The organism is Aeromonas popoffii (assembly GCF_000820025.1).
Classification (GTDB): domain Bacteria; phylum Pseudomonadota; class Gammaproteobacteria; order Enterobacterales; family Aeromonadaceae; genus Aeromonas; species Aeromonas popoffii.
The window spans coordinates 20,481-47,329 of sequence record NZ_CDBI01000062.1 but is presented as its reverse complement, the minus strand read 5'-3'; the positions used below and the strand labels follow the sequence as shown (position 1 = coordinate 47,329).

At 59.4% G+C, this 26,849-nt stretch carries 25 protein-coding genes and 1 pseudogene; 8 read left to right on the top strand and 18 right to left on the bottom strand.

All coding sequences use genetic code 11. The annotated features are described in order from the left end of the window. Positions 1 to 6 precede the first annotated feature (6 nt). The 7 genes from yidC to BN1129_RS13255 form a co-directional block, all read right to left on the bottom strand. On the bottom strand, positions 7 to 1,653 hold the full coding sequence (gene yidC / locus BN1129_RS13280) for a membrane protein insertase YidC (protein ID WP_042037152.1): 1,647 nt from the start codon (positions 1,651 to 1,653) through the stop codon (positions 7 to 9). Between the two features lie 5 nt (positions 1,654 to 1,658). Beyond that, positions 1,659 to 1,907 (bottom strand): membrane protein insertion efficiency factor YidD, encoded by a 249-nt coding sequence (gene yidD / locus BN1129_RS22605; protein WP_010635605.1) that lies wholly within the window; start codon positions 1,905 to 1,907, stop codon positions 1,659 to 1,661. Next, positions 1,874 to 2,233 carry a ribonuclease P protein component gene (gene rnpA, locus BN1129_RS13275; protein ID WP_042037151.1) on the bottom strand — a complete coding sequence of 120 codons (360 nt, stop codon included), beginning with the start codon at positions 2,231 to 2,233 and terminating at the stop codon, positions 1,874 to 1,876. Before rnpA ends, yidD begins: the two co-directional genes overlap by 34 nt. After that, on the bottom strand, positions 2,233 to 2,367 hold the full coding sequence (gene rpmH, locus BN1129_RS13270; RefSeq protein WP_005307156.1) for a 50S ribosomal protein L34: 135 nt from the start codon (positions 2,365 to 2,367) through the stop codon (positions 2,233 to 2,235). The genes rnpA and rpmH overlap by 1 nt, the downstream gene beginning before the upstream one ends. Positions 2,368 to 2,637: 270 nt before the next feature. Further along, entirely contained in the window at positions 2,638 to 3,372 is a 735-nt protein-coding gene (locus BN1129_RS13265) for an amino acid ABC transporter ATP-binding protein (protein ID WP_042037150.1), read from the bottom strand. Positions 3,373 to 3,384: 12 nt separating this feature from the next. Then, positions 3,385 to 4,053, bottom strand: a complete 669-nt coding sequence (locus BN1129_RS13260; RefSeq protein WP_157013389.1) for an amino acid ABC transporter permease — start codon at positions 4,051 to 4,053, stop codon at positions 3,385 to 3,387. Further along, the gene (locus BN1129_RS13255; protein WP_042037148.1) at positions 4,054 to 4,812 is read right to left on the bottom strand and encodes an amino acid ABC transporter substrate-binding protein; all 759 of its coding nucleotides are present in this window, start codon (positions 4,810 to 4,812) and stop codon (positions 4,054 to 4,056) included. A gap of 311 nt (positions 4,813 to 5,123) precedes the next feature. On the opposite strand from BN1129_RS13255, the gene dnaA reads away from it, so the two are divergent. The 4 genes from dnaA to gyrB are packed head-to-tail and all read left to right on the top strand — an operon-like array spanning position 5,124 to position 11,133. Further along, on the top strand, positions 5,124 to 6,494 hold the full coding sequence (gene dnaA, locus BN1129_RS13250) for a chromosomal replication initiator protein DnaA (protein WP_042037147.1): 1,371 nt from the start codon (positions 5,124 to 5,126) through the stop codon (positions 6,492 to 6,494). 18 nt (positions 6,495 to 6,512) lie between these two features. Beyond that, positions 6,513 to 7,616 carry a DNA polymerase III subunit beta gene (dnaN, locus tag BN1129_RS13245; RefSeq protein ID WP_005319542.1) on the top strand — a complete coding sequence of 368 codons (1,104 nt, stop codon included), beginning with the start codon at positions 6,513 to 6,515 and terminating at the stop codon, positions 7,614 to 7,616. Positions 7,617 to 7,618: 2 nt separating this feature from the next. After that, positions 7,619 to 8,722 (top strand): DNA replication/repair protein RecF, encoded by a 1,104-nt coding sequence (recF, locus tag BN1129_RS13240; RefSeq protein WP_042037146.1) that lies wholly within the window; start codon positions 7,619 to 7,621, stop codon positions 8,720 to 8,722. Beyond that, positions 8,719 to 11,133 carry a DNA topoisomerase (ATP-hydrolyzing) subunit B gene (gyrB, locus tag BN1129_RS13235; RefSeq protein WP_042037145.1) on the top strand — a complete coding sequence of 805 codons (2,415 nt, stop codon included), beginning with the start codon at positions 8,719 to 8,721 and terminating at the stop codon, positions 11,131 to 11,133. Before recF ends, gyrB begins: the two co-directional genes overlap by 4 nt. 119 nt (positions 11,134 to 11,252) lie before the next feature. On the opposite strand, the gene BN1129_RS13230 is transcribed toward gyrB, so the two are convergent. The 4 genes and pseudogenes from BN1129_RS13230 to BN1129_RS13215 form a co-directional block, all read right to left on the bottom strand. After that, entirely contained in the window at positions 11,253 to 11,630 is a 378-nt protein-coding gene (locus BN1129_RS13230; protein ID WP_157013391.1) for a VOC family protein, read from the bottom strand. Positions 11,631 to 11,699: 69 nt separating this feature from the next. Next, on the bottom strand, positions 11,700 to 12,404 hold the full coding sequence (locus tag BN1129_RS13225) for a helix-turn-helix transcriptional regulator (protein ID WP_042037141.1): 705 nt from the start codon (positions 12,402 to 12,404) through the stop codon (positions 11,700 to 11,702). A 65-nt stretch (positions 12,405 to 12,469) separates the two neighbouring features. Then, positions 12,470 to 12,589: pseudogene (locus BN1129_RS24495) on the bottom strand (GlxA family transcriptional regulator); the annotation flags it as partial. 179 nt (positions 12,590 to 12,768) lie between these two features. Continuing rightward, a complete protein-coding gene (locus BN1129_RS13215; RefSeq protein WP_042037138.1) occupies positions 12,769 to 13,539 on the bottom strand; it encodes an MBL fold metallo-hydrolase in 771 nt (256 codons plus the stop codon). A 282-nt stretch (positions 13,540 to 13,821) separates the two neighbouring features. On the opposite strand from BN1129_RS13215, the gene BN1129_RS13210 reads away from it, so the two are divergent. Then, positions 13,822 to 14,235: an Hsp20 family protein gene (locus BN1129_RS13210; RefSeq protein WP_042037136.1), complete on the top strand. Its 414-nt coding sequence runs from the start codon at positions 13,822 to 13,824 to the stop codon at positions 14,233 to 14,235. A 92-nt stretch (positions 14,236 to 14,327) separates the two neighbouring features. Then, positions 14,328 to 14,765 (top strand): Hsp20 family protein, encoded by a 438-nt coding sequence (locus BN1129_RS13205; protein ID WP_042037134.1) that lies wholly within the window; start codon positions 14,328 to 14,330, stop codon positions 14,763 to 14,765. A gap of 56 nt (positions 14,766 to 14,821) precedes the next feature. Here the strand turns inward: BN1129_RS13205 and BN1129_RS13200 are convergent, their stop codons facing one another. Next, on the bottom strand, positions 14,822 to 16,075 hold the full coding sequence (locus BN1129_RS13200) for a valine--pyruvate transaminase (RefSeq protein WP_042037133.1): 1,254 nt from the start codon (positions 16,073 to 16,075) through the stop codon (positions 14,822 to 14,824). Positions 16,076 to 16,367: 292 nt separating this feature from the next. On the opposite strand from BN1129_RS13200, the gene BN1129_RS13195 reads away from it, so the two are divergent. Continuing rightward, on the top strand, positions 16,368 to 16,601 hold the full coding sequence (locus BN1129_RS13195) for a hypothetical protein (RefSeq protein WP_042037132.1): 234 nt from the start codon (positions 16,368 to 16,370) through the stop codon (positions 16,599 to 16,601). On the opposite strand, the gene BN1129_RS13190 is transcribed toward BN1129_RS13195, so the two are convergent. Further along, on the bottom strand, positions 16,531 to 17,355 hold the full coding sequence (locus tag BN1129_RS13190) for an AraC family transcriptional regulator (protein WP_042037131.1): 825 nt from the start codon (positions 17,353 to 17,355) through the stop codon (positions 16,531 to 16,533). The two genes, BN1129_RS13195 and BN1129_RS13190, sit on opposite strands and share 71 nt — an antisense overlap. A gap of 92 nt (positions 17,356 to 17,447) precedes the next feature. Between BN1129_RS13190 and BN1129_RS13185 the strand changes: the two genes are divergently transcribed. Beyond that, positions 17,448 to 18,575 (top strand): multidrug effflux MFS transporter, encoded by a 1,128-nt coding sequence (locus BN1129_RS13185; protein ID WP_042037129.1) that lies wholly within the window; start codon positions 17,448 to 17,450, stop codon positions 18,573 to 18,575. 4 nt (positions 18,576 to 18,579) lie between these two features. Here BN1129_RS13185 and BN1129_RS13180 read toward each other — a convergent pair whose 3' ends face one another. The 5 genes from BN1129_RS13180 to kdpA all read right to left on the bottom strand — a co-directional run bounded on the left by BN1129_RS13180 (position 18,580) and on the right by kdpA (position 26,367). Continuing rightward, on the bottom strand, positions 18,580 to 19,263 hold the full coding sequence (locus BN1129_RS13180; protein ID WP_042037128.1) for a response regulator: 684 nt from the start codon (positions 19,261 to 19,263) through the stop codon (positions 18,580 to 18,582). 86 nt (positions 19,264 to 19,349) lie between these two features. Next, entirely contained in the window at positions 19,350 to 21,938 is a 2,589-nt protein-coding gene (locus BN1129_RS13175; RefSeq protein WP_042037126.1) for a sensor histidine kinase, read from the bottom strand. A 119-nt stretch (positions 21,939 to 22,057) separates the two neighbouring features. Further along, a complete protein-coding gene (locus tag BN1129_RS13170; protein ID WP_042037124.1) occupies positions 22,058 to 22,567 on the bottom strand; it encodes a potassium-transporting ATPase subunit C in 510 nt (169 codons plus the stop codon). Positions 22,568 to 22,627: 60 nt separating this feature from the next. Beyond that, positions 22,628 to 24,685: a potassium-transporting ATPase subunit KdpB gene (kdpB, locus tag BN1129_RS13165; RefSeq protein ID WP_042037123.1), complete on the bottom strand. Its 2,058-nt coding sequence runs from the start codon at positions 24,683 to 24,685 to the stop codon at positions 22,628 to 22,630. After that, positions 24,685 to 26,367 (bottom strand): potassium-transporting ATPase subunit KdpA, encoded by a 1,683-nt coding sequence (gene kdpA, locus BN1129_RS13160; protein ID WP_042037122.1) that lies wholly within the window; start codon positions 26,365 to 26,367, stop codon positions 24,685 to 24,687. Before kdpA ends, kdpB begins: the two co-directional genes overlap by 1 nt. Positions 26,368 to 26,849: the final 482 nt, after the last annotated feature.

Below are 26,849 nucleotides of genomic sequence, written 5' to 3'. Positions count from 1 at the left end.
TGCGCATCAGTTGCGAGTGTGCAGGCCTTTCTTCTCCAGCTGACGATAGATGATGGTCTGCTGGGTAATGGAGATGAGGTTGCTCACCAACCAGTACAGGGTCAGGCCAGCCGGGAACCAGAGGAACATGAAGGTGAAGATGATCGGCATGAACTGCATCACCTTCTGCTGCATCGGGTCTGTCACCGTGGTCGGGCTCATCTTCTGCAAATACCACATGGAAGCACCCATGAGGATTGGCAGCACGAAGAAGGGGTCCTTCACCGACAGGTCGGTGATCCACAGGATGAATGGCGCATGACGCAGCTCAACAGATTCCATCAGGGCCCAGTAAAGGGCGATGAAGATTGGCATCTGGACCAGGATCGGCAGACAGCCACCCAGCGGGTTGACCTTCTCCTTCTTGTACAGCTCCATCATGCCCTGAGACATCTTCTGGCGATCGTCACCGAAGCGCTCACGCAGTGCGGCCAGCTTGGGCTGCAGCATGCGCATCTTGGCCATGGAGGTGTACTGGGCCTTGGTCAGCGGGAACATGATGCCGCGCACCAGCAGGGTCAGCATGATGATGGCCAGACCCCAGTTCTGGACGAAACCGTGGAACACGGTCAGCAACCAGTGCAGCGGTTGGGCGATGAACCAGAGCCAGCCGTAGTCGACGGTCAGGTCGAGGTGGTTTGCCACCTTGGACATCTCGTCTTGCAGCTTGGGACCCACCCACAGCGTGCTGGTCACTTCGGCCTGCTCGCCTGCAGCCACGTCTACCAGCGGCGCCTTGAAGCCGATGATGGCCTGGTCTTTACCAGGGATCACGCGGCTGTAGAAGCTGTTGATATCGTCGGCATTCGGTGCCCAGGCAGAGACGAAGTAGTGTTGCAGCATGGCGACCCAACCACCTTTGGTGGTCTTGTTCAGGTCGGCATCCTTCATATCGCCGAAGGTGTACTTCTTGTAGCGGCTATCTTCGCTGGAGAAGGCGCCACCACGGTAAGCACTGGCTACCATGGCGTGACCTTCCTGATCCTTGGGTGTGGTCATGGTCTGCTTCAGCTGACCGTAGAACTGTACCTGGACCGGCTCGGTGGATTTGTTGTCGATCTTGTATTCGACACCAATCGCATAGTCACCACGTTTGAGCACGAACTCTTTGGTGAAGACCACACCTTTGCTGTCGGTCCAGGTCATCGGAACGACGACTTGATCCTGACCATCGGCCAGCTGGTAGCTGGTCTGGGTGGCTTCATAGGTAGGACGACCTTGGACCTGGCTGTGAGGACCGTCGCGACCTACCAGGCCGCTCTGGGCGACATAGAGGCGGTCAGGCTGACTGGTCAGCAGGACGAAGGGTTGATCCTGGCCTTCTTCCTGCTTGTGGGCCAGTAGCTCGGCAGACACTATGTCACCGCCCTGGGTGTCCAGGGTCAGCTTGAGCACGTCGGAGGAGACGGTGATCAGCTTGCGTGCGGCGTTCGTGTTGGTTTGCTCGGAAACCTGAGGAATATCACCGGTCTGACCGGCTTCAGGTACGAAATGTTCGGTTTGGGCCACGGTAGTCGGGGCCAGCTTCGGAGCCTTGTCAGACTCCCACTGTTGCCAGAGCAGAAAGCTCACGAACAGCAAACCGATCAGGATGAGATTGCGTTGTGATTCCATAGTCTTCAGTTTCTTCGCTTTGGTTGCGGAACCGGGTCATAACCACCCTCGGATAAGGGATGGCATTTTAATAGACGTTTGCTGGCTAACCAAACGCCTTTTATGAAACCGTGAAGTCGGATTGCTTCTATCGCAAATTGGGAACAAGTTGGCGTGAAACGGCAGCGCGGCCCGAGCAGAGGGCTAATGATTAGCTGATACAGGCGTATCAGTTTGACAGCTACCCATTGCAACGGCGTGACAGAGTGCGCCATAGCTTTTCCAGTAACTTGAACAGCTCCTCGTTGTCCATCTCTTTGACGCCGCCCTTGGCGATCACGACGATGTCGATAGCGGGCAGGTTGGCTTGATTGAGGCGGAAACTTTCCCGGACCACTCGTTTGACACGATTACGCCAGACGGCACGCTTGAGTGCTTTTTTGGGCACAGCGAGGCCAAGACGGGGATGTTCGAGGGTGTTGGGACAGGCGAGAAGAGTAATTTGCGGAGAAGCGGCCCGGACAGGCTCGGCGAAAACGCGTTTGAAGTGTTCGGGAGTTAACAGACGTAACTCCCGAGAGAAGGTGTGCGGCGTTGGCATTAAACTACCAGACGGGCACGACCCTTGGCACGACGAGCGGCCAGAACTTTACGACCGTTGGCAGTTGCCATGCGGGCGCGGAAACCGTGAGAGCGCTTGCGCTTCAGGTTGGACGGTTGAAAAGTACGTTTCATGATTCGATTCCGTATTTCTGTACAGTTTTGATTGTCACACTTAGCCGACGCGCCAGCTATAGCGTGTGACGACTAGCAAAAGAGGCCGAATTCTAAACAGAGTTCGGCTTTTAGTCAATCCGCCGTTCCCTCTCATCTTGCCCTGACTCATAAGTAAGCAGGAGAAGCTGGCAGGATCCGGAGGATCAAGGGCTCCGGATTATACTGGCAACCCGGGGTTAAACAAGGATCCTCCAATAAAAAAGGCGGCAAAGCCGCCAAAAGAGAGAGCTACTTAAGCACTTTTCGCAAGAATTCCCGGGTGCGGGGATCCTTGGGATCGACCAATATCTGATCCGGCGGGCCCTGTTCCACGATCCGGCCCCCCTCCATGAAGATCACCCGATCGGCAACATCACGAGCAAATTCAATCTCATGGGTCACCACTACCATGGTCTGGTGCTGGCGGGCGAGTTCCTTCATCAACCCAAGTACCTCGTCGACCCACTCGGGATCGAGGGCCGAGGTGGGCTCATCGAACAGAATGACCTTGGAGTGAGCCGCCATGGCGCGGCCGATGCCGACCCGTTGCTGCTGGCCGCCGGAGAGAGACGCCGGGTAGGCATCCTGCTTGTCGGCAAGCCCGATGTCCTTGAGGATGCCGAGGGCTGTGGTGCGAGCCTCAGCCTTCGGCTGCTTCCAGACGGTGATCAGCCCCTCGGCTATGTTGTCCAGCGCCGTTTTGTTGGCGAACAGCGCGTAGTTCTGGAACACGAAGGAGGCACGTTTGCGCAGCTCAATGGCTTGCTGCTCGCTGGCGTTGGCCAGGTCCAGCTGCAGATCATCGATGGCAAGGGAGCCTGCATCCGGGGTTTCCAGCAGGTTGAGGCAGCGCAGCAGGGTCGATTTGCCGGTCCCGGAGGGACCTATGATGACCACTATCTCCCCCTTCCTGACCTCCAGATCTATGCTGTTGAGCACCTTGTTGCCGTGAAATGCCTTGGAGAGGCCGGTTAATTTGATCATCGCAGACCTCCTTTAATAGGCTCGGTTCAGGTGAACTTCCAGCAGGTGCTGCAAGCGGGTGAAGATGATGACTACCACCCAGTAGACCAGGGCCACCGCCATGAAACTCTCGAAGAACTTGAAGGAGGAGGAGGCTTCCATCTGCGCCTTGCCCATGATCTCTGCTACGCCCAGGGTGAATGCCAGCGAGGTGCTCTTGATCATGTCGATGAAGTAGTTCATCAGCGACGGCGTTGCTATGCGGGCCGCCTGCGGCAATATGATCCGCTGCATCGCTTGGTAACGGCTCATGCCGATACTGAGAGCCGCTTCCATCTGGCTCTTGTGAATGCCCAGAATAGCGGCGCGGATCGACTCGGCCATGTAGGCAGCGAAGTGCAGGGTCAGTCCGACGATGGCGGCGGTAAAGGCATCCATCCCCACGAAGATGGGGAACAATTGCGGCAGTCCGTAATAGAGCAGGAACAGTTGGACGAGCAGGGGAGTACCTCGAAAGAACGAGATATAGAGCATTGCCAGCCAGTGGATCACAGGGATGCGAAACACCCGTACTATCGCCAGGGTCAGCGACAATACGAGTGCCAAGACGAATCCCCACAGGGCCATTTCCATCGTGGTGCCCAGGTATTTGAGCAGGATGGGGAACAGCCCTAGTGTGTACTCGAGGTCAAATTCCATCATTTATTTGTCGGTGATGTCGGAAGCGAACCATTTCTCGGAGATTTGACGCAGGGTGCCATCTTTGCGCATGGCGGTCAGGGCGTCATCCACCTTCTTCAGCAGCACCTGCTTCTCCGGGGTATTCAGGAAGGGCAGGGCGTTCTCGATGGTCTCGAACGGTGCGCCTGCCTGTTGCAGCGGCAGCTTGGACTCTTTGATCAGCTGGGCGGTGGAGACGCGGTCCATCACGAAGGCATCGATGCGACCCAGGGCGACATCTTGTTCGAAGTTGGAGTCATAGGTGCGGATATCGATCTTCTTGTTCGGGTCGTTCTTGCGCAGCAGCTCTTCGAAGTTGGAGCCAAGGTTGACAGCGACCTTCTTGCCTTCCAGATCCTTGATGCCGTGAATGGTACTGTTGCCCTTGCGGACCACTATCTGGGCGCCGTCATAGACATAGGGCTGGGAGAAGGCGTACTTGGCCTTGCGCTCGTCTGTGATGGTGATCTGGTTGGAGATGGTATCGATGCGGCCGGTATCCAGCATGCCGAACAGGCCGGAGAAGCTGGCGGTCACGAACTCGACTTTATAGCCGGTGCGCTCACTAATCTGGTTCCACATATCCACCTCAAAGCCCTGCAGCTTGTCCTGCTTGACGAAGGTGAACGGGAAATACTTGCCGGACATGCCGACCTTGATGGTTTCCTGGGCGATGGCTTGACCGGACAAGGCTGCCAGCAGAATGGCGGCACCGGAGACCAGCTTGATGGATGATGTCATGGGGATTCCTCTCTCTGTTGTTCTGTATTTTTAGTTGTAATCACTGAATGTGCGCTGATGTTATTGGAATAAAAGCCAAAGAATAAATGATATTTGGTTATATAAAATAACCGGTTCAGGTCTGGATCTTTGATGCCATTCAGGATGAATCAGGCTGTGGGTAACTTTGGGGATGAAATCAGATCCAGCGGTGCTGGATCCTTGAAAGTCAAGGATCTTATTTGCTGGATCCGCTAGGTGGCAGCTAGAGATCCAGCCGCTAAAAACGTAGAATAGCCGGTCTTTAGTTAATCAATTGACGGGAGTTTAGAGTGACTGCTTCGCTATGGCAGCAGTGCCTTAACCGGCTGCAAGATGAGTTGCCCTCGGCAGAATTCAGCATGTGGATCCGGCCGCTTCAAGCGGAGTTGAGTGACAATACTCTGACCCTGTATGCACCGAATCGCTTTGTTCTGGACTGGGTACGAGACAAGTATCTCATCCGGGTTAATGGCATCATCAACGAACTCTGTGGGGTCGACGGCCCCACCCTGCGTTTTGATATAGGTAATCGTCCCCATCCTGTCGCGGTCGCAAGAGCGCCGGCGCGGGGTACTGCGCCTGTGAATAACTTGCAGAAGAGCTGGGAAAGCAAGGCTGAAGCCAAGCCTGAGCCGAACCACAAAAGCAACACCAACGTGAACTATACCTTTGAGAACTTCGTCGAGGGTAAGTCCAACCAGTTGGCCCGTGCGGCTGCCCGTCAGGTAGCCGACAACCCGGGTGGCGCTTACAACCCGCTGTTCCTCTATGGCGGTACCGGTCTGGGCAAGACCCACCTGCTGCACGCCGTTGGCAACGCCATCAAGGAGCGCAAGAAAGACGCCAAAGTCATCTACATGCACTCCGAGCGGTTTGTGCAGGACATGGTGAAGGCGCTGCAGAATAACGCCATTGAAGAGTTCAAGCGTTATTACCGTAGCGTCGATGCCCTGCTCATCGATGACATCCAGTTCTTTGCCAACAAGGAGCGCTCCCAGGAGGAGTTCTTCCATACCTTCAATGCATTGCTCGAAGGTAACCAGCAGATCATCCTGACCTCGGATCGCTATCCGAAGGAGATCAATGGTGTCGAGGATCGCCTCAAGTCCCGCTTCGGCTGGGGCCTGACGGTGGCGATCGAGCCACCGGAGCTGGAGACCCGCGTCGCCATCCTGATGCGCAAGGCGGATGAGAACCAGATCCACCTGCCGGACGAAGTGGCCTTTTTCATTGCCAAGCGTCTGCGATCCAACGTCCGTGAACTGGAAGGCGCCCTCAACCGGGTGATCGCCAATGCCAACTTCACCGGTCGTGCCATCAACATCGATTTCGTGCGCGAAGCGCTGCGCGATCTGCTGGCGCTGCAGGAGAAGCTGGTCACCATCGACAACATTCAGAAGACGGTGGCGGAGTACTACAAGATCAAGCTGGCGGATCTGCTGTCAAAACGCCGCTCACGCTCCGTTGCCCGTCCACGCCAGCTGGCGATGGCACTGGCCAAGGAGCTGACCAACCACAGTTTGCCGGAGATAGGTGATGCCTTTGGTGGCCGTGACCACACTACCGTTCTTCATGCCTGCCGCAAGATCGAGCAGCTGAAGGAGGAGAGCCACGACATCAAGGAAGACTATTCCAACCTGATCCGAACCCTTTCCTCCTGATAAGAACGGAGAGCACAGATGCAGCTCGAAATTAGCCGTGAGGCCCTGTTACGTCCTCTGCAACTGGTGTCCGGTGCCCTGGGTGGCCGGCCGACCCTGCCGATCCTTGGCAATGTGCTGCTTGATGTCAGCCAGGGTCTGCTGTCGCTGACCGGGACTGACCTGGAAGTTGAGATGATAGGTCAGGTCTATCTCAATAATGAGAGCCAGGATGGCCGCACCACAGTGCCGGCGCGCAAGCTGCTGGATATCTGTCGCGGCCTGCCGGAAGGGGCGGACATCCGCCTCAACACCGAAGGCGAGCGCCTGATCATCCGTTCCGGTCGTTCTCGTTTCAACCTGTCGACTCTACCGGCCAGCGAATACCCGAATATCGAGGATTGGGAATCCGTGCTCGAATTCGACATCGGCCAGCTGGAGCTGAAGAAGCTGATCGATGCCACCCAGTTCTCCATGGCCAGCCAGGACGTGCGTTACTACCTGAACGGCATGCTGTTCGAGAGCGAGGGCCACGGCCTGCGCACCGTGGCGACCGATGGCCACCGTCTGGCGACCTGCCGTCGCGAGGTGGTGGAAGAATCGCTGCCCGATCATCAGGTTATCCTGCCCCGTAAAGGTGTGCTGGAGCTGGTGCGTCTGCTGGAAGCGGAAGACAAGCCGGTACGGCTGCAGATCGGTCGCAGCAACCTGCGCGCTGCGCTGGACGGCTTCATCTTCACTTCCAAGCTGGTGGATGGCCGATTCCCGGATTGGCGCCGGGTTATCCCGCGCAACAGCGACAAGGCCCTGATCGCCGGTCGTGAGGATCTGCGTCAGGCATTTGCCCGTGCGGCCATCCTCTCCAACGAGAAATTCCGTGGAGTGCGTCTCAATCTGCAGGAAAACCTGCTGCGCATTACCGCCAACAATCCGGAACAGGAAGAAGCCGAAGAGCTGCTTGACGTACAATACGAGGCCAGCGAGATGGAGATAGGTTTCAACGTCTCTTATGTGCTGGACGTGCTGAATACGTTAAAATGTGACCAAATTCGGATTAGCCTGAGCGATTCCATCAGCAGTGCCATTATTGAGGATTTTGATCATCAGGATGCTCAGTATGTGGTGATGCCGATGCGGATCTAGTCGTGGCCCTGGTCAAACTCCAGCTCAGCGACTTTCGCAATATCCAGCAGGCCAGTCTCAAGCTGTCCCCCGGCCTCAACATCCTGGTCGGGTGCAATGGCAGTGGCAAGACCAGCGTACTGGAAGCCATTCACTACCTTGGCCTTGGTCGCTCCTTTCGTACTCACCTGACCGGGCGGGTCATCCGCCAAGGGGAGCGGGCCTTTACCCTGTTTGCCCAGTGCGAACTGGAGGGGCGTCAGGTACCCATTGGACTCGCCAAGGACAAGAGTGGCGAGACCCAGCTCAAGATCGCCGGGGCCCAGGCCCAGCGACTGGCCGATCTGGCCGAGCTGTTGCCGGTGCAGTTGATCCATCCTGATGGCTTCAACCTGCTGACGGGCGGTCCCCAGGCTCGCCGGGCCTGGCTCGATTGGGGGGTCTTCCATCAGGAACCGACCTTTTTCTCCCTGTGGGGACGAGTGCGGCGGTTGTTGAAACAGCGCAACGCCCTGCTGCGCCAGAGTACCCAGTATCGCCAGCTGGCGTTCTGGGATCAGGAGCTGGTGCGGCTCGGGGGGGAACTGGCCATGTTCCGTGCGAGCTATTGTCAGGCCATTACGCCCCTGATCAAGGAGATGACGGCAGATTTTCTGCCGGAATTCGACATCAGTCTCGGTTTCTATCGGGGCTGGGAGAAAGACACTCCCCTCGGCGACTTGCTGGAGGCGGGGTTTGAGCGGGATCGTTCGCTGGGTTACACAGGGGTAGGCCCACAGAAGGCCGATGTGCGACTCAAGGCGAATGGTGTGCCCGCTCAGGATATTTTGTCCAGGGGTCAGCTGAAGTTGCTGGTCTGTGCCATGCGACTGGCCCAAGGGCTCTATTTGAATCAACATAGCAGCCGTGGCTGTATTTTTTTAATTGACGATTTTGCCTCTGAACTGGATGTCGACAAGCGCCGCTTGCTGGCCGCAAGGCTGAAGCAGTGTGCGTCCCAGGTGTTTATCACCGCCATCGATACCGGTCAGCTCGCAGACATGATGGATGCGAATGACTGCAAGTTGTTCCACGTGGAACAAGGCAAGATCTCCGAAACGTTAGAGAAGGCAGAGAGTAAGCTATGAGTGAAAATACTTACGACTCCTCGAATATCAAGGTACTGAAGGGCCTGGATGCGGTCCGCAAGCGCCCGGGGATGTACATCGGCGATACGGATGATGGCTCAGGTCTGCACCACATGGTGTTTGAGGTCGTCGATAACTCCATTGACGAGGCTCTTGCTGGCTACTGCTCCGATATTCTGGTCAAGATCCATTCCGACGGTTCCGTTTCCGTGCGTGACAACGGCCGGGGTATCCCGGTAGACATGCACGAAGAGGAGGGCCGCTCCGCCGCAGAGGTCATCATGACCGTGCTGCACGCTGGCGGTAAGTTCGATGACAACTCCTACAAGGTGTCAGGTGGCCTGCACGGTGTGGGCGTCTCAGTGGTTAACGCCCTCTCTGACAAGCTGTTGCTGACCATTCGTCGCAACGGCCATGTCTACGAGCAGACCTATCACCTGGGTGAGCCGCAGGCGCCGCTCAAGCAGATTGGCGACAGCAGCAGTGGCACGGGTACCGAGGTGCGCTTTTGGCCGAGCCCGACCATCTTTACCGATACCCTGTATCACTACGAGATCCTGGCCAAGCGTCTGCGCGAGCTCTCTTTCCTTAACTCCGGTGTTTCCATCCGTCTGCAGGACGAGCGGGATGGCCGCGAGGTGCATTTCTGCTACGAGGGCGGTATCAAGGCCTTCGTGGAATACCTGAACCAGAACAAGACCCCGATCCACCCCAAGGTGTTCCACTTTTCCATAGAGCAGGACGGCATCGGCGTCGAAGTCGCCATGCAGTGGAACGATGCCTATCAGGAAGGGGTTTACTGCTTTACCAACAATATCCCGCAGCGGGATGGTGGTACTCACCTGGTAGGGTTCCGGACCGCGCTGACCCGCACCCTCAACACCTATATGGACAAAGAGGATTACAGCAAGAAGGCCAAGTCGGCCGCCAGCGGCGACGACGTGCGTGAAGGTCTGATTGCGGTCATCTCGGTCAAGGTACCGGATCCCAAGTTCTCCTCCCAGACCAAGGACAAGCTGGTCTCTTCCGAAGTGAAGACTGCGGTTGAACAGGCGATGGGCGAGAAGCTTGGCGAGTTCCTGCTGGAAAACCCGGGCGATGCCAAGATTGTGGTCAACAAGATCATCGATGCGGCCCGTGCCCGTGAAGCGGCCCGCAAGGCGCGCGAGCTGACTCGCCGCAAGGGTGCGCTGGACATCGCCGGCCTGCCCGGCAAGCTGGCAGACTGCCAGGAGAAAGACCCGGCCCTCTCCGAACTCTACATAGTGGAAGGGGACTCTGCTGGCGGCTCCGCCAAGCAGGGTCGCAACCGCAAGAACCAGGCTATTCTGCCGCTCAAGGGCAAGATCCTGAACGTGGAGAAGGCCCGTTTCGACAAGATGATCTCCTCGCAAGAGGTGGGCACCCTGATCACCGCTCTGGGCTGCGGCATCGGTCGTGACGAGTACAATCCGGACAAGCTGCGTTACCACAACATCATCATCATGACGGATGCTGACGTCGATGGTGCGCACATCCGTACCCTGTTGCTCACCTTCTTCTATCGTCAGATGCCGGAGATCATCGAGCGTGGCTACATCTACATAGCCCAGCCGCCGTTGTACAAGGTCAAGAAGGGTAAGCAGGAGCAGTATCTGAAAGACGAAGATGCACTGCTGCAGTACCAGACCGCCATGGCGCTGGATGGTGCAACCCTGCACGTCAACGAGTCTGCCCCGGCCATCGGTGGCGAGGCGCTGGAGCGTCTGGTCAACCAGCACCGTGCCGTGTCTCACCTGATCACCCGTATGTCCCGTCGGGCGCCGGATGCCGTGTTGACCCAGCTGATCTATCAGCCTGAGTTGAACGAAACCCTGCTGGCCAGCGAGAGCGACCTGCTGGCCTGGTGTCAGGGCATGGAGGCCGTGCTCAACGAGAGCAACCACGGTATCCAGTACCAGATCCAGGTGCGTCGTGATGAAGAGCGTCGTCTGTTCGTCCCCCATGCTGTGGTGCGTCAGCACGGGGTCGACCGTGAATACGCGATCAGCTACGACTTCCTGCAGTCCGGTGAGTACCGTCAGCTTGTTTCACTTGGCAAGGAGATCGCCAACCTGATCGAGGAAGGCGGTTTCATCAAGCGTGGCGAGAAGGTCAAGCCGGTTGCCAACTTCGTGGAAGCGGTCGACTGGCTGATGGGCGAAGGCAAGCGCGGCATCTACATCCAGCGCTATAAAGGGCTGGGCGAGATGAACCCGGACCAGCTGTGGGAAACCACCATGGATCCGGAAGCGCGTCGCATGCTGCGCGTCACCATAGACGATGCCGTCGGTGCCGACCAGCTCTTCTCCACCCTGATGGGTGATGCGGTCGAGCCCCGCCGTGACTTTATCGAGACCAACGCCCTGCGGGTCGCCAACCTCGACGTCTAATCGACGCAGTCAGACAGCAAAAAGCCGCTCCTTGTGAGCGGCTTTTCTCGTTTTAAGGGGCGGGGAAATCGTACGTTCCACGTGAAACGTCAAACCGCCTTGGTGTTGATGGTACCGACTTAGCCCAGTTCCGGAGCAAGGCAGTAGAGGCGCAGGCGATGACCATCGGGGTCAAGCGCCATGCCGGTATAGCCAAACTCCATTCGGCTCGGCTGCTGGATGATGGTCAGGCCGCGCGCCTGCCACTCGGCCAAGCCAGTATCAACACTGGCTTCATCTGGCAGCGGGAAGGCCAGCTCCATGGCACCAGCACTCTGGGTAACGGCGGGTGCGACCGTGGCACTGGACCAGAGCGCCAGTGTTGCCCCCGATTCGAATACGAACATGGCAAAGGTAGGGGATTCTTCTACTGGCGGACGACCAAACAGCTCGCGATAGAAGAGGGCGCTGAGAGCCGGATTGGCGACATAGAGAATGGTGAATGGCGGGACTGACAACATGGTGACGCTCCTTGATTCGGGGAGGGCGCATCTGCGCCGACCCCGTCAGCATGGCGCTACCTGCTGTCAGTTTCTGTCAGCAATGAATGTTGGTTGCGGGATCTGCTGGGCGGCGCGCCACTCCTTGAGCAAGATAGCCCGGCTCCTGGGATAGCCTGTCTGCTCCAGTGTCAGCTGGCTGATGCGGTCCACCCGGAAGTGGCGAAAATCCTGCCGTAGTTCGCACCAGGCCACCAGTACCCGCACCTGCTCGAAGTAGCCAAGGGCAAATGGCCAGACGGTGCGCTCGGAACTCGCTTCCCTCAGGTCGCGGTAGCTCAGGGTTATCTTGCGCTGCTGACGAATGGCACTGCGCAGGGGCGCTTCATCGGTGCAGACGTCGTGGCGGGATGAGCCGATCAGCAGGGTATTGGTGTGGAGCTGCTGGCGGTACTCGTCGGGCAGCACGGCCTCTATCTTGGCCAACGCACTGCGGGCACCGGCACTCAGGGCGCTGTCGGTATGTTTGGCCACCCAGCGGGAACCCAGCACCAGGGCTTCCAGCTCCTCTTCACTGAACATCAGCGGTGGCAGCATGAAGCCGGGGCGCAGCACATACCCGATACCCGGCTCACCCTCGATATGGGCACCTTGCGCCTGCAGGGTCGCCATATCCCGGTAGAGGGTGCGCAGGCTAATGCCAAGCTGGCTGGCCAGCTCTGTGCCGGTGATGGCGTAACGGTGGCCACGCAGCAGCTGGAGCAGGGCCAGCAGGCGTTCGGAACGGGACATGGTATGACTCCTCGGGATCTCTGGTTAGCCTGCCATAGCGGGGTGGGCGGGTACAGCGGACGCCATCAGATATTGTTACCACGAAAAGAGCGTCGCCACTCGCTGGGGGAGATGGCAAAACGGGCCCGGAAGTGATTGCGCAGGGCGGTGGCACTCTTGAAGCCGACCAGCTCGGCCAGGATATCGCCGAAGATAAGGCAGGGGATGGCGCAGTGAAAAGGGCTAAAGTGATCGAGGGTCACCACGGCAATGATCGGGGTGGGCATGGTGTTGGCTCCTCTCTGCGCGCAGACCCCTCATCATAAGCGTTCGGCAGTGAAAGCCGAAGGGCCATGTCTGGCATGGCCCTCCGCCCTCCTGCGGATCACAGCGATATTGCCTCGCCATCTTCCGGCACCCGTACCCGATCCGTCATGCTCTGTTTCGCCAGATAGTCGCGCAGCTCCTTGCGTGACAGCAGGGCGTGGTTGACTGCCTCCATATGGCTGGCGATCAGCGTGGCTTGCGGTGCGGCCTGATAAACGGCGGCGACATCCTCCTTGCCCATGATGATGGCGCCGAGCCCCGGCACCTGGGCATCGCCGCAGTTGAGGATGGCTACTTCGGGCTGGTGCTGTTGCAGAGCGTGCTCTACCTGCGCATTCCAGACCGTATCACCGGCCAGATAGAGGCATTTCTCGGAGGGGTGGGAGAAGACCACGCCGCACACTTCTCCCATGCGTTCGCCCAGTACCGCCATCAGTTGATCGCTGCCGTGCTGGCCACCGGTTTGCTGCAGGCGAATACCGGCAAATTCGGCCTGCTCGCTCAGCAGGCGCACATCTTTAAAGCCGCTGGCGCGTATGGTGTCAGCATCTTTCTGATGTTGTACAAACAGTGGCAGATGCTTGGGGATCAGGGCTCTGGCGGCATCATCCCAGTGATCCGGGTGATCGTGGGTGACGATAACAGCATCCACATCGACAAGTTCATCGATCGGCAGCGGTAGCTCGACCAGCGGATTGCGCAGCTGGCTGTTGGCGGTGCCCTCAAAGCCGGGGAAGGCCCCTTTGGCAGAGAGCATGGGGTCGATCAGAAAGCGGGTGCCGGCATAGTCGAGCAGCAGGGTGGCGTTGCGAACCTGGGTAATCTTCATGGGATGGCTCCATGTTGGTTGGTGGATATGCAACCAAGTATGGTGGATGGTTCGGCCAGCCATCAGTGGCCCACGGGTCGATTATCATCACTATCGGGCCAATAGGCTGATGATCTAAAGGTCGGCGCGGCCATTTAAAAAATCTGAAAGAATCCCCCTTGAAAGCAAAAAACTGGGCCCCTATATAGGTAACAAGGCCGGAACGCTCGACAGAGGTTTCGACCATACGCCCGTCCGACAGGAGGGCAAACCATCCGTTATCGCTCATAAGAGGGTAATACTATGCGTTCTATCGACTTTTCTCCGCTCTATCGTTCTGCCATCGGTTTCGATCGTCTGGCCAATCTCATCGAGTCTGCGGCCAGCAATGGCAATGCCGGATATCCCCCCTACAACATCGAGCAGCTGGGTGACAGCGACTACCGCATCAGCATGGCGGTGGCGGGTTTTACCCAGGAAGAGCTGGAGCTGAGCTTCCAGGAAAATCTGCTGACGGTGAAGGGTAACAAGCAGGCCGAGACCGACCGCAACTATCTGTATCAGGGCATAGCCGAACGGGGTTTCGAGCGCCGCTTCCAGCTGGCCGACTATGTGCGGGTAAAAGGGGCGGACCTGAAAAACGGCTTGCTGCATATCGAGCTGGTGCGTGAAGTGCCCGAGGCGATGAAGCCGCGCAAGATCGAGATCAACGGCTGATAGCCTGAATTCACTGCGATTTTCAAATTTCCCGGGTGCCGATGACGGGCCTGTGGAGAACCAAACCTGTTGCTTGTTAGAAGGATAGGATTATGCGTAACCTCGATTTTTCTCATCTCCATTCCAATGCCGTCGGCTTCGAGCGGATGGCCCGTGAGCTGGAAGGTCTGTTCGATCAGAAGACCGCCGCTTACCCCCCTTACAACATTGAAAAGCGCGATCACGACGGCTATCGCATCACGGTCGCGGTGGCCGGTTTCGAGCGCGAAGAGCTGGAGCTGGAAACCGAAAACGGCACCCTCAAGGTGAAGGGGCGCAAGGCAGCTGCCGGTGAGCGTCAGTTCCTCCATCAGGGTATTGCCGAGCGCGACTTCGAGCTCGCCTTCAAGCTGAGTCAGCACGTTGAGGTGCAGGGGGCCAAGCTCGAGCATGGTCTGCTGACCATCGATCTGGCACGCGAACTGCCGGAGGCGCTCAAGCCTCGCGCCATCCCCATCGGCAAAGCCGAGCCACTGGCGCTACCAAACTAAGCCATGGGAAATGAAAAGGCCTGCGATTGCAGGCCTTTTTGTTTTTGGCTCGCAGGTTAGTTGCTGCCGTAGAGGTCGTTGATCTCGTCCGCCAGTATGGCGATGCCACGGCGCACCAGCTCCTCGCTCTGGGAGTAGTTGAGGCGTATGCACTCCTGGCTGTGGCGCCACTCGGGGTCGTCGATGCCGGGGAAGAAGTAGTGACCCGGCACTATCAGCAGGTTCTTCGCTTTCAGTCGCTCGTAAAGCTCCTGACAGTGAATGGGCAGGTCTTCGAACCAGAGCCAGAGGAAGAGGGCGCCTTCCGGCTTGTGGATGTGGAAGCGCGGATCCGGGATCGCTTCACGCAGCAGCGCTACCGCCAGCTCGGCCTTCTGCCGGTAGAAGGGTTTCACTACCTGCTCGCTCAGGGCGATGATCTCGCCGCTCTCGATCATGGGGATGGTAATGGCTGGCCCCAGGCTGCCCGGCGCCAGGTTGATGATGCCGCTCAGGTTGGTGATGGCCTGGATGATCTTCTCGTCGGCGATGACGATACCGCAGCGGGTGCCCGGCAAGCCCAGCTTGGAGAGGCTCATGCAGAGGATGGTGTTGGCGTTCCAGAACGGCTTGGCTTCGCTGAAGATGATGCCCGGGAAGGGCACGCCGTAGGCGTTGTCGATCAGCAGCGGAATGCCCTTGTCGCGAGCGATCTGATCCAGGTGCTCTATCTCGTCATCGGTCAGCACGTTGCCAGTCGGGTTGGTTGGACGGGAGACGCAGATCACCCCGATATCGTCGCCCACCTGCAGGCTTTCGAAATCCACATGGTATTTGAACTGGCCATCGGGCAGCTTCTCCATGGTGGGTTTGTACGCCACGAAGTAGTCATCGGTGAGGGCCGAGTCGGCGTAGCCGATATATTCCGGGGCCAGCGGGAACAGCACTTTCTTCTTGCGGCCATCGGCGAACTCGCCAGCCAGCAGGTTGAACAGATAGAAGAAGGCATTCTGGCTGCCGTTGGTCAGAGCGATATTGCGGGCCGAAATATCCCAACCCAGCTCTTTGCTGAGCAGGGCTGCCAGCGCCTTGGTGAACCTGTCTTTGCCTTGCGGGCCATCGTAGTTGGCCATGGCTTTGACCAGTTCACCATTGTCGAGCAGGGTTTTGGCCTCGGCCTGAAAGCGCTCCAGCATGGCGGGGATGGGGGCCGGATTACCGCCACCCAGCATGATGGCGTCCGGATTGGTCAGCCCCTGATTGAGGTCATCCATGAGTTGGGTAATACCGGCGTGGCGAGTGAACTTCTCGCCGAACAAGGAAAATTCCATTCGGTGACGGATCCAGAGTCAGTTACGGGGATGTAGCACCATAGCTCAGTTTAAAAGCGGGTGTCGATCAAAAAAACGGGACGTTCCACGTGGAACATGGCCAAAAATTTAAGCGTGGTTAAAAGCACCAACTGTTGGTTTTAAAATGACCGAGCAGGATGCATTTTGCGACTCATTTTGGTATCGATAGAGGGTAAATTTAAACAAAATCATCATGTTATGTATGTTTTGAGGGTTGGCACAACAATTGGAAGAGCTAGCTGGTCATCTCAACCACACCGGAGCAAACCAGATGAAAACCCTGATAGCCACCCTGATTGTGAGTGCCCTGAGCCTGAACGTGATGGCCAACGACAACCCGAGACCCGAGCTGGAGAGTGCCAAGCTGGAGCAAGATGTGCAGCGCGAGCTGCAGCAGGCATCCCAGGCCGTGGTGCAGGATGCGCTGCACAACCTCAAGCCGCTGGCGCTGGATACCCTGGTGGTGGAGGCGAGTCAGGCGGTGGCGACTCACCCCGAGAGCTGAGATAGCGCAGGGGAGTCTGCCCCGTATGTTGTTTGAAGAAGCTGATGAAGGCGCTGTCGCTGGAGAACTCCAGCGCGGCGGCAATCCGGCTGATGGGCTCGCTTTCTGCCAGCAACTCCATGGCGCGCAACAGCCGCCACTGCTGACGCCATGCCTGATAGCTCATGCCGGTCTCCCGTATGAAGATGCGGCCAATGGTCTTGTCACTGGCACCCACCCGTTCGGCCAGCCGGTTGAGCCGCTCGGGCAGGGCATCTCCCCGTTTCAACTGCTGTAGCCAGCCGCCCAGTCTGGGATCTGTCGGTAGCGGCAACTGCCACGATTCCCGCGGCGCCAGCCCCAACTCCTCCATAAACAGCGCCATCGTTCGCTGCTGCTCTGCTTGCGGTTTGTCCCATGGCCAGAGCGCCATCCGCTCGATCAGTTCGTGCAGCAGCGGATTGACCGCCAGCACCTCCACCGTGCCGGGCAACTCGGGGTAAGGCTGGAAATAGAGGGAGCGGTAGGCCACCACACCACGCATCAATATCCGGTGGGCGGTGCCCGCTGGCAGCCAGGCGGCGCGGGTGGGCGGCAGCAGGCAGATCCGACCTTCCAGCTCCATGGTCATGCAGCCGGATTGGGCAAACAGCAGCTGATGGCGTTGATGCTGATGCAGGCCCGAGTCGTGCCAACCGAGCGCGGAGGCAATGCCGATCACGCTGCCCGTCAGCTGATCAGGGTCAAAAGGGTGATCGGGAAGAATAAAGGCCATATGTCCGATTTTTGATGTTTATAGTCCTGCTTATTGTAATCAGACAATCGGCATCTCTCTAGAATGGCGACCTCTTGTGAAGGAGGTTTGTCATGAACAACAAGTTGCCACCGCTCTGGCTGGTGGTGGGATTGATGATGTTTCCCCAGATCGTGGAGACCATCTACAGCCCGGTACTGACCCAGATCGCTACCCAGTTTCGGGTGAGCGACGGACAGGCATCCCAGACCTTGTCGGTCTATTTTCTGGCGTTTGCGGTGGGTGTTGTCTGCTGGGGACGGCTCTGCGATCTGATCGGGCGGCGTCCCGCCATGCTGGCGGGTCTGCTCACCTATGGCGCCGGCACCTTGCTGGCGCTGCTGGCCAATCGGTTTGAGGTGCTGCTGCTGGCCCGGGTTATTTCTGCCTTTGGCGCTGCAGTGGGATCTGTGGTGACCCAGACCATGCTGCGTGACTGCTATCAGGGGAGCGAGCTGGCGCGGGTCTTCTCGGTGATGGGCATAGCGCTCTCCCAGAGCCCGGTGCTGGGGCTGGTGAGCGGCGGCTTGTTGGCCGAGCAGTTTGGCTATCTCGGTGTCTTCAGTGGCTTGCTGTTGCTGGCCCTGATACTGGGGGGGATCGCCCGTTGGCGGCTGCCGGAAACCCGTCCTGCGATAACCACTCGGGTTGCCCTCTGGCCATTGGCGTGTCGCATGGTGCGGGATGGTGGGCTATGGTGCTGCGCTGTGCTGGTCGCCCTGTTCAATACCATGCTGTTTGGTTACTACAGCCTAGCCCCCTTCCTGTTTGCCGAATTGGGATTGAGTGCCAGCGAGTTTGGCTATTCCGGCCTGGTGTTGGCGCTGGCGACTCTGATCGGCAGCCTGCTGAACAAGCATCTGCTGGGGAGAGGTTGGCAGCCGTCATCTCTGGTCAGGCTGGCTTGCGTGCTGGCGCTGGTTGGCGGGCTGCTGGTCTGGGCGAGTCAGGATTCGCTTTGGTTCCTGCTGCCCATGATGGGCGTCGTTGTGGCTTTTGGGATTGTCATCCCCAATGTGTTGAGTCAGGCCTTGCTGGGCTATCGGGAGGTAGCAGGCAGCGCCGGTGCCCTGTTCGGGCTGGCCTACTACCTGCTGCTCAGCCTGGGATTGGCGCTGGCGGCCACTTTGCAGGATCTGGGTATGCTGCTCCTTGGCTGTGGCCTGGTGGCCGTACTGTGCAGCGGACGGCGTTCCACGTGAAACATCAGTTGCCGATAAAACGGTAGCCGATGCCGGATTCGGTTTCGATCAGACGGGGTTGTTGGGGATTATCCCCCAGTTTCTTGCGCAGGCTGGCGATGACGATGCGCAGGTAGTGGGTGTCTTCCTTGTGGCTCGGTCCCCAGATGTCGTTGAGCAGCTGGGTCTGCATCACCAGCTTGCCGGGGTGGCACACCAGCGCCTGCAGCAGGGCGAACTCCTTGCGAGACAGGGGGATCTCTTCATCCCTCATGGTCACTTTGTGGCTGCTGGCGTCCAGGGTCAGGCCGCATTGGGGGAAGTGGCGACATTCACCGCTGCTGACCCCGACTCGCTGGCGCAGCAAGACGCGGATGCGGGCCATCATCTCCCCAATGCCGAACGGCTTGCTCATGTAGTCGTTGGCGCCTGCGTCCAGCAGCCGTACCTTCTCCTGCTCCGAATCCCGCGCCGACAGCACCAGTACCGGGTGCTGATGGTGCTCACGAATCGTCTGCAGAATCTGGATGCCGTCTCCGTCCGGCAGGCCGAGATCCAGGATCACCAGATCGGGATTGAGGTGGCGATATTGCTCCAGTCCCTCATTGACGCCCACCGCCTCGCTGACCTGATGCCCCTCGGCGATCAGGCTGATCCGCAGAAAGCGGCGGATCGCCGCTTCATCATCAATGACCAGGATATGAGCCATCTAGCCTCCAGAGGCGAATGTTGGGTAGGGAACATATTATGGCAGAATGAACTCTCTACAGCCCTTATGACAAAGGATGGGATCCATCATACCTCCGGTGAGTTGAGGGTGAGCGGCAGGGAGATGCGCATGCAGGTGCCGTTGCCATTGGGGCCAGAAAACGCCCAGATGCGACCGCCATGAGCCTCTATCATAGCGCGGGAAATGGCGAGGCCAAGCCCGGTGCCGCGACTGCCGCAATCACCGACCGGCTGGGTGTAGAAGAGATTGAAGATCTTGTCCCGATCCGACTCGGCGATGCCGACCCCGATGTCGATGATATCGATGATGAGATCCGGGTCTGCCAGCATTACCTTGAACTCGATGGGCGTGCCGGCTGGCGAGTAGCGGGAGGCGTTGTCGAAGATATTGACCAGCACCTGCTCGATCAGGGCGCCGTGCACATAGAGCTGGGGGATCTGCTGATCGAAGTGCACCAGCAGTTTGTGCTGGCGCCAGGAGGAGTCCAACCGCTTGCGGGCACTCTCCACCAGATCTGCCAGGTCGACCCAGTCCCGTTTCAACTGGAAGTCCGGCGAACCTATGCGGGTCATGTCCAGCAGGTTCTGCACATAGCTGTGCAGGCGGCGCGCCTCGTCCTGCACCGAATGGAGCAGTTCGCTGCGATCCTCTGCGCTTATCCGATCACCGTATTCCAGTAGGGTGCTGCCAGCCCCCATGATGGTTGCCAGCGGCGTCTTCAGATCGTGGGAAACCGACGAGAGCAGGGCTGCGCGCATCCGATCCGTCTCTGCCTGCAGCTGGCTGTCGGCCAGCCGCTCGTTGAGGTCGATCCGGGCCAGGGCGGCGCGGATGTCGGTGAGCAGGGCCTGCAACTGGTGTTCAGCCGAAGAGGCGAGCGGATTGACCAGCCGGATGCCGAGCACCAGATCATCGGTGAGATGGTGATATTGCGCCTCGGCGGCATTGAGGGTGGCTGTGTGGGCGCCCGCGCTCTGCTTCTGGGCCAGGCACCAGTCGATGGCCGCCTTGTCGGTCTGTCCGGGTTTGTGCTGAGCCGATCCCGCCCTGTGCTGATAATCCTGATCGAGGGCAAAGACCGGTTGGATCAAGGCCAGTGAAATGGCCTGGGTGCCTTGCCTGAGCACCTCTTCCGGGCTGCTGGCGGTGGCCAGTCCCTGACTGAGGGAGAGCAGGGCGTTGCCGAGCTGCTGAGTCTCGCGCAGGCCGATCAGCTGTTGCCGCTGGCGGGAGGCGAGTCGTCCCGCCGTCATGCCGACGATAAGCAGCACGAACAGGGTGAGCAGATCGCTGTGGCTGGCCACGCTCAGGGAGAAGTAGGGGGCAGTGAACAGCAGATTGTGAGCGACGAAGCCCAGTACGGCCGCCAGTATGGCGGGCACCAGGCTGGTGGTGAGCGCCGTCGCCAGCACCCCCAGCACGAACAGCAGGGGCAGGGACGCGGGCGGCAGCCAGTGGGAGAGTCCCCAGGCGGTGGCCGAGGTTACCGCCATGATGGTGATGGCCAGCAGGCTCTGGCGTATGTCCTTGGGGTGGAGTGGTTGCAGTCCCAGGCCGGGTTTGCGCTTCTCTGTATCCACCAGTGTGATTTCGAGCCCCTGCGCCTGCTTGAGCAGGTGTTGGACCAGGGAACGGCGCCAGGGGGCTTTGTGGGGTTTGCCAAGCAGCAGTTGCGAGACCTGTTGCTGCTCGGCGGTTTCCAGCAGCGTATTGGCTACCGCCGGGCTGGAGAGGGTCAGCACCTTGGCACCGAGGTGAGAGGCCAGCGCCAGCGCCTGCTCCAGCTCGGCGGAGCGTTGCCCCTTGCTGTCGATGTGCACCACCAGCCAGGGCAGCTGGCGGCGCTGGGCGAAGCGGTGGCCGTAGCGTACCAGCGCCGAGCCGTGCTGATCGCCGAGGCAGACCATCAGCTTGCCCCGCAGCGGCAGCGTGGTCTTGCCCGCAGCCTGCCACTGCAACTGCAGATCCCCCTCCACGTGGCTGGCGGCGGTCTGCATTGCCAGCTCGCGCAGGGCGGTCAGGTTGTTGAGGGAGAAGAAGGATTGCAGGGCGGCCTTGGCCTGATGGGGCACATAGACCTTGCCCTCCTTGAGCCGGCCGAGCAGCTCTTTGGGAGGCAGGTCGATCAGTATGATGCTGTCCGCCTCCAGCAGCACTTGATCTGGCAGTGTCTCCTTGACCCTGACCCCGGTCAGTTGCCACACCAGATCGTTGAGGCTCTCCAGGTGCTGCACGTTGAGGGTGGAGTAGACATCGATGCCGGCACCAAGCAACTCCTCCACATCCTGCCAGCGCTTTTCGTGACGGCTGCCCGGGGCATTGCTGTGGGCCAGCTCATCCACTACGACGATGGCGGGTTTGCGTTCGAGCAGAGCATCCAAGTCCATCTCCTCGAGCCGTTGCTGGCGATGGAGATGGAGCTTGCGCGGCTGGATGGCAAGCTTGTCGAGCAGGGCCAGGGTCTCCTGACGGCCGTGGGTTTCCACCACGCCGATCAGGATGTCGACCCCTTCCCGCGCCTGTTCCCGTACTGCTTGCAGCATGGCGTAGGTCTTGCCGACGCCGGGCGCAGCGCCGAGAAAAACCTTCAGCTTGCCTTTGTGTTCCTGCTCCAGACTCGCCAGCAAGGCGTCGGCCCGCACCTCATCACGCATCCCAGGACTCCTGCTCCATGCTTGCCATCAGGGCACCAGCCTTTACCTCATCACGCATTATGATCCTTATCGAGCAACCGCTGGCTCAGTTCGAAAATGTGGGATCCCCGTCCTCTCTATCAAGCGTCCTTGTCGAGCTGCAGGTTGAGCTGGAGGATGTTGACCACTTGCGGGCCAAGGATACCAGCTTGCACTCTGGACTTGACCTGCTCCGTCAGCAAGGCGGGATCCAGCCCTCGTTGTTTGGCCACTCTTTCTACCTGAGCCAGCACGGCATCTACCGGCAGATGGGGGTCCAGGCCGGAGGCGGAGCGGGTCAGCATGGTGGGGGACTGAACATTGCCCTGCGCCTCGGCGAACTCTCTGCGCAGTGGTGAGCCCATCCCCAGATTGCTGGCACTGCCGCCAATGGTGGCGAAGTCGCTGGCGGAGGGGCGGGAGTGGAAGTACTCGGCCCGATCGAATTTCTGCGCCAGCAGGGCACTGCCGATCAGCTGTTGGTTACCGTTGGTCAGCTGGCTGCCGTTGGCCTGCCAGGGGAACATCAGCTGGGCCAGCCCGGTCACCGCCAGTGGGTAGCCGACGCCCAGCAGCAGGGTCAGGGTCAGCAGGGTTCTGATTGCTATCATGATTTTCTTGCTCCAAACAGGTTGATGGGGGGCAAGCCAGGCTTGCTCCCCGCAATGGCGTTACACCAGACCCAGGCCAGTGATGACCAGGTCGATCAGCTTGATACCAATGAAGGGCACCAGCAGACCACCGACACCGTAGATCAGCAGGTTGCGGCGCAGCAGGCTGGCGGGGGATCCCTTCAGGCTGACACCGCGCAGGGCCAGCGGCACCAGCGCCACTATGATCAGGGCGTTGAAGATGATGGCCGACAGGATGGCGCTCTGCGGGCTGCCCAGCTGCATCAGGTTCAGCGCACCCAGCTGCGGATAGGCTGCGATGAACAGGGCTGGCAGTATGGCGAAGTACTTGGCCACGTCGTTGGCGATGGAGAAGGTGGTCAGTGCCCCCCGGGTCACCAGCAACTGTTTGCCGACCAGCACCACGTCCAGCAGCTTGGTGGGGTTGGAATCCAGATCCACCAGGTTGCCCGCCTCCTTGGCGGCCTGAGTACCCTCGTTCATGGCCAGACCCACGTCGGCCTGGGCCAGCGCCGGGGCGTCGTTGGCACCGTCACCGCACATGGCGACCAGGCGGCCATCGGCCTGCTCCTGGCGGATGTAGGCCAGCTTCTTCTCAGGGGTGGCTTCGGCGATGAAGTCATCCACCCCGGCTTCGGCGGCGATGGCGGCGGCAGTCAGCGGGTTGTCACCGGTGATCATCACGGTGCGGATCCCCATGTGACGCAGGATCTGGAAGCGGGCCTTGATGCCGGGCTTGATGATGTCCTTGAGGAACACAACCCCCATCAACTTCTCGTGGGTACAGACCAGCAGTGGAGTACCGCCCTGGCGGGCGATGTTGTCGACCGACTTGAGGATCAGCTCGGGCACCGCCTTGCGCTCGAGGGAGAGATAGTTGAGCACAGCATCTACAGCCCCCTTGCGATATTGATGACCGTTGCGATCCAGCCCGCTCAACCGGGTCTCGGCGCTGAACGGGATCAGTTTGTCACTCTCCAGCTGGCTCGGCTTGGCCATGCTCTTGCCTGCTAGGGTCAGGATGGACTTGCCTTCCGGCGTATTGTCACCGAGGGAGGCCAGCATGGCCGCCTGGGCCAGCAGGGAGGGATCCACACCGGGGGCCGGGATCAGCTCGTCGGCCATGCGGTTGCCGAAGGTGATGGTGCCTGTTTTGTCCAGCAGCAGGGTACGCACATCACCGGCGGCCTCCACTGCGCGGCCCGACTTGGCAATCACGTTCAGTTTCACCAGCCGATCCATGCCGGCGATGCCGATGGCGGAGAGCAGCCCGCCTATGGTGGTCGGGATCAGGGTGATGAAGAGGGCGAGCAGGTAGATCCTGGGCACCTGGGTTCCGTTGTAGTTGAGGAACCAGGGCAGGGTAGCCACCACCAGCAGGAAGATCAGGGTCAGACCCACCAGCAGGGCATCGAGCGCCATCTCGTTCGGGGTCTTCTGGCGCTTGGCTCCTTCCACCAGCGAGATCATCCGATCCAGCGTGCTCTCACCCGGATTGTTGCTGACGCGCACCCAGATCTCGTCCGAGACCACAGTGGTGTTGCCGGTCACGCCACTGCGGTCGGTACCGGATTCGCGGATGACGGGGGCGGATTCACCCGTGATGGCCGCCTCGTTCACCGAGGCAATGCCTGCCACCACTTCACCATCGGCCGGGATCATTTCACCGCTGCGCACTAGTACCAGATCACCTTTTCGCAGGCTGGTGGCGGACACCCATTCACCCTGCCCATCCTTGGCATCCGTGACCCGGCGTGCCTTGAGCTGGCTCATGCCGGCCTTCAGGCTGTCGGCCCTCGCTTTGCCGCGCCCTTCGGCCAGGGTCTCGGCGAAGTTGGCAAACCAGAGGGTCAGCCAGAGCCAGGCGGTCAGCTGCCAGGCCAGGCTGGGGGCGACCCCGGAGAAGGGTTGTCCCAGCAGCGATTCCACGGTCGCCATCACGGCAGCCAGCCAGAGGGTGAACAGTATGGGGCTGCCAAACAACGCCTTCGGATTGAAGCGATAAAGGGCTTCAATCATTGCCTGCATGACTTGCGATTTCTGTTTTTTGGCCTTCACCTTCTCGGTGCGGGCTGTCATGGAGATGGATTTGCTCATTAGAACGCTCCCTGTATCAGGCTTAGATGTTCGGCCACGGGTCCCAGTGCCAGCAGTGGCAGGAAGGAGAGGCCGCCAATCAGCAGGACTGTGATGATCAGCAAGGTAATAAACAGTGGCCCCCGGATCGGGAAGTCACCTTCACCCGTTTCCTGGCGCGGAGCGCGGGCGAGCTGGCCGGCGATGGCCAGCACCGGGATGATGTAACCGAAGCGTCCGAGCAGCATGGCCAGCGCGATGGCGATGCACTGCCAGCTATCGGCGGCGGCAAAGCCCGCGAAGGCGGAACCGTTGTTGCCGGCAGCCGAGGCGTAGGCATAGATCAGCCGTGACAGGCCATGCGGGCCTTCATGACCTATGACGGTGTCGGCATTCGGCATCAGCAGGGTTACGCCACCGATCACCAATACCCCGACGGGCATCACCAGCATGCTGGCGACCACCCACTTCATCTCAGTGATGCCGAGGCGTTTGCCCAGATAGGTGGGTGTACGACCCACCATGAGGCCACACAGGAACACGGTCAGCAGCACGAACAGCATCATGCCGTAGATACCGGCACCCACGCCGCCGAACACCACTTCACCCAGCAGCATGTTGATCATGGCGACCATGCCGGCGAGGGGGGCAGCGCTGTCGTGCATGGAGTTGACCGAGCCGTTGGAGGCGGCCGTGGTCGCCACTTTCCAGATGCTGGAGAGCACGGGGCCGAAGCGGCTCTCCTTGCCTTCCCAGTTGCCCATCTGAGTGGTGAGGTGAGCGAGGTTGGGATCCGGCTTTATCTCCTGGGAGAGGGAGAGGGAGAGGCCCAACACCAGCATGATGGTCATGGCGGTGAGGATGGCGCGACTATGGGCCACGTCCTTCACGTAGCGACCCAGCGTGCAGACCATGGCGGCGGCTATGGTGAGCAGGGCTACCATCTCCAGCCAGTTGGTCAGGGCGGTCGGGTTCTCGAACGGGTGAGCCGAGTTGATGCCGAAGAAGCCACCGCCGTTGGAGCCGAGCTGCTTGATGGCGATCTGGGACGCGGCAGGGCCCAGTGGCAGCAGCTGCTCCTGACCTTCCAGGCTGTGGAACGGCAGATAGGCCGACAGCGTCTGGGGCACGCCCTGCCATACCAGCAGCAGCGCCATGATCAGCGCCATCGGCAGCAGCACATAGAGACAGAAACGCACCAGATCCTGCCAGAAGTTGCCAAGGTTGGTGGTCTGTTGGCGGGCGATACCACGGAACAGCGCGACGGCAACGGCGGCGCCAGTGGCGGCGGAGACGAAGTTCTGGGTGGTCAGGCCTACCATCTGACTGAAGTAGGAGAGACTGGCTTCACCGGAATAGGCTTGCCAGTTGGTGTTGGTCATAAAGCTGACCGCGGTGTTGAAGGCGAGTTGCCAGCTCATGCCCGGCATTTGCTGCGGGTTGAGGGGCAGCAGGCCTTGCGCCATCAGGATCAGGAACAGCAGGCCGAAACCGGCCCCGTTGAATGCCAGCAGGCTGAGGGCGTAGGACTTCCAGTCTTGCTCCCGTCCGTCCGTGCCGCAGCAGGCCAGGGTGGCGCGCTCTATGGGCGACAGCCAGCGGCTCTGCCCCTCGAATACCCGATACAGGTAGCCGCCAAGCAGAGGTGCCGGCAGCAGGATTAGCAGCACAAAGGCCACCGGATAAATCACTTCTTGCCACATATTCAGTTCCTCACTCGTGGCTGCGTGTTAACGCACGCAACAGATAACCCAGCAGGGCGAGGACCAGCAGCAGATATAGCCAATTCATATCGACTCCATAGGTGTAATTGACGCTGAAATGGTATGTAAAACAGGCGTAAAGGCGCCATAAAGCGCCATGGGGCAGGCGTAAAATCGGCGTAAAATCAACGATTCGCTACGCCAGCACAAAAACAGGCAGGACTCAGATAGTGGCTTGGTGATTGAGAATGCCCTCCCTACTTATCTGCTCCAATCGAAACTCATTTCGACATTAACTTTTAACATAGTTAATGGTCAACCTAATGTGACTTCTGGTTGCTTATCGAGCAGTCTTTCCTATCAGGGGCGTTGTGGCTCAGTCTGGGCGAGGTTTCGTTGTAGGGTTAACCAACGCAGATGGACCTTTATCGGGGCAATTCGTGCTGAATTGATTTGTAAAATCGGCGTAAAGTGATATTTGG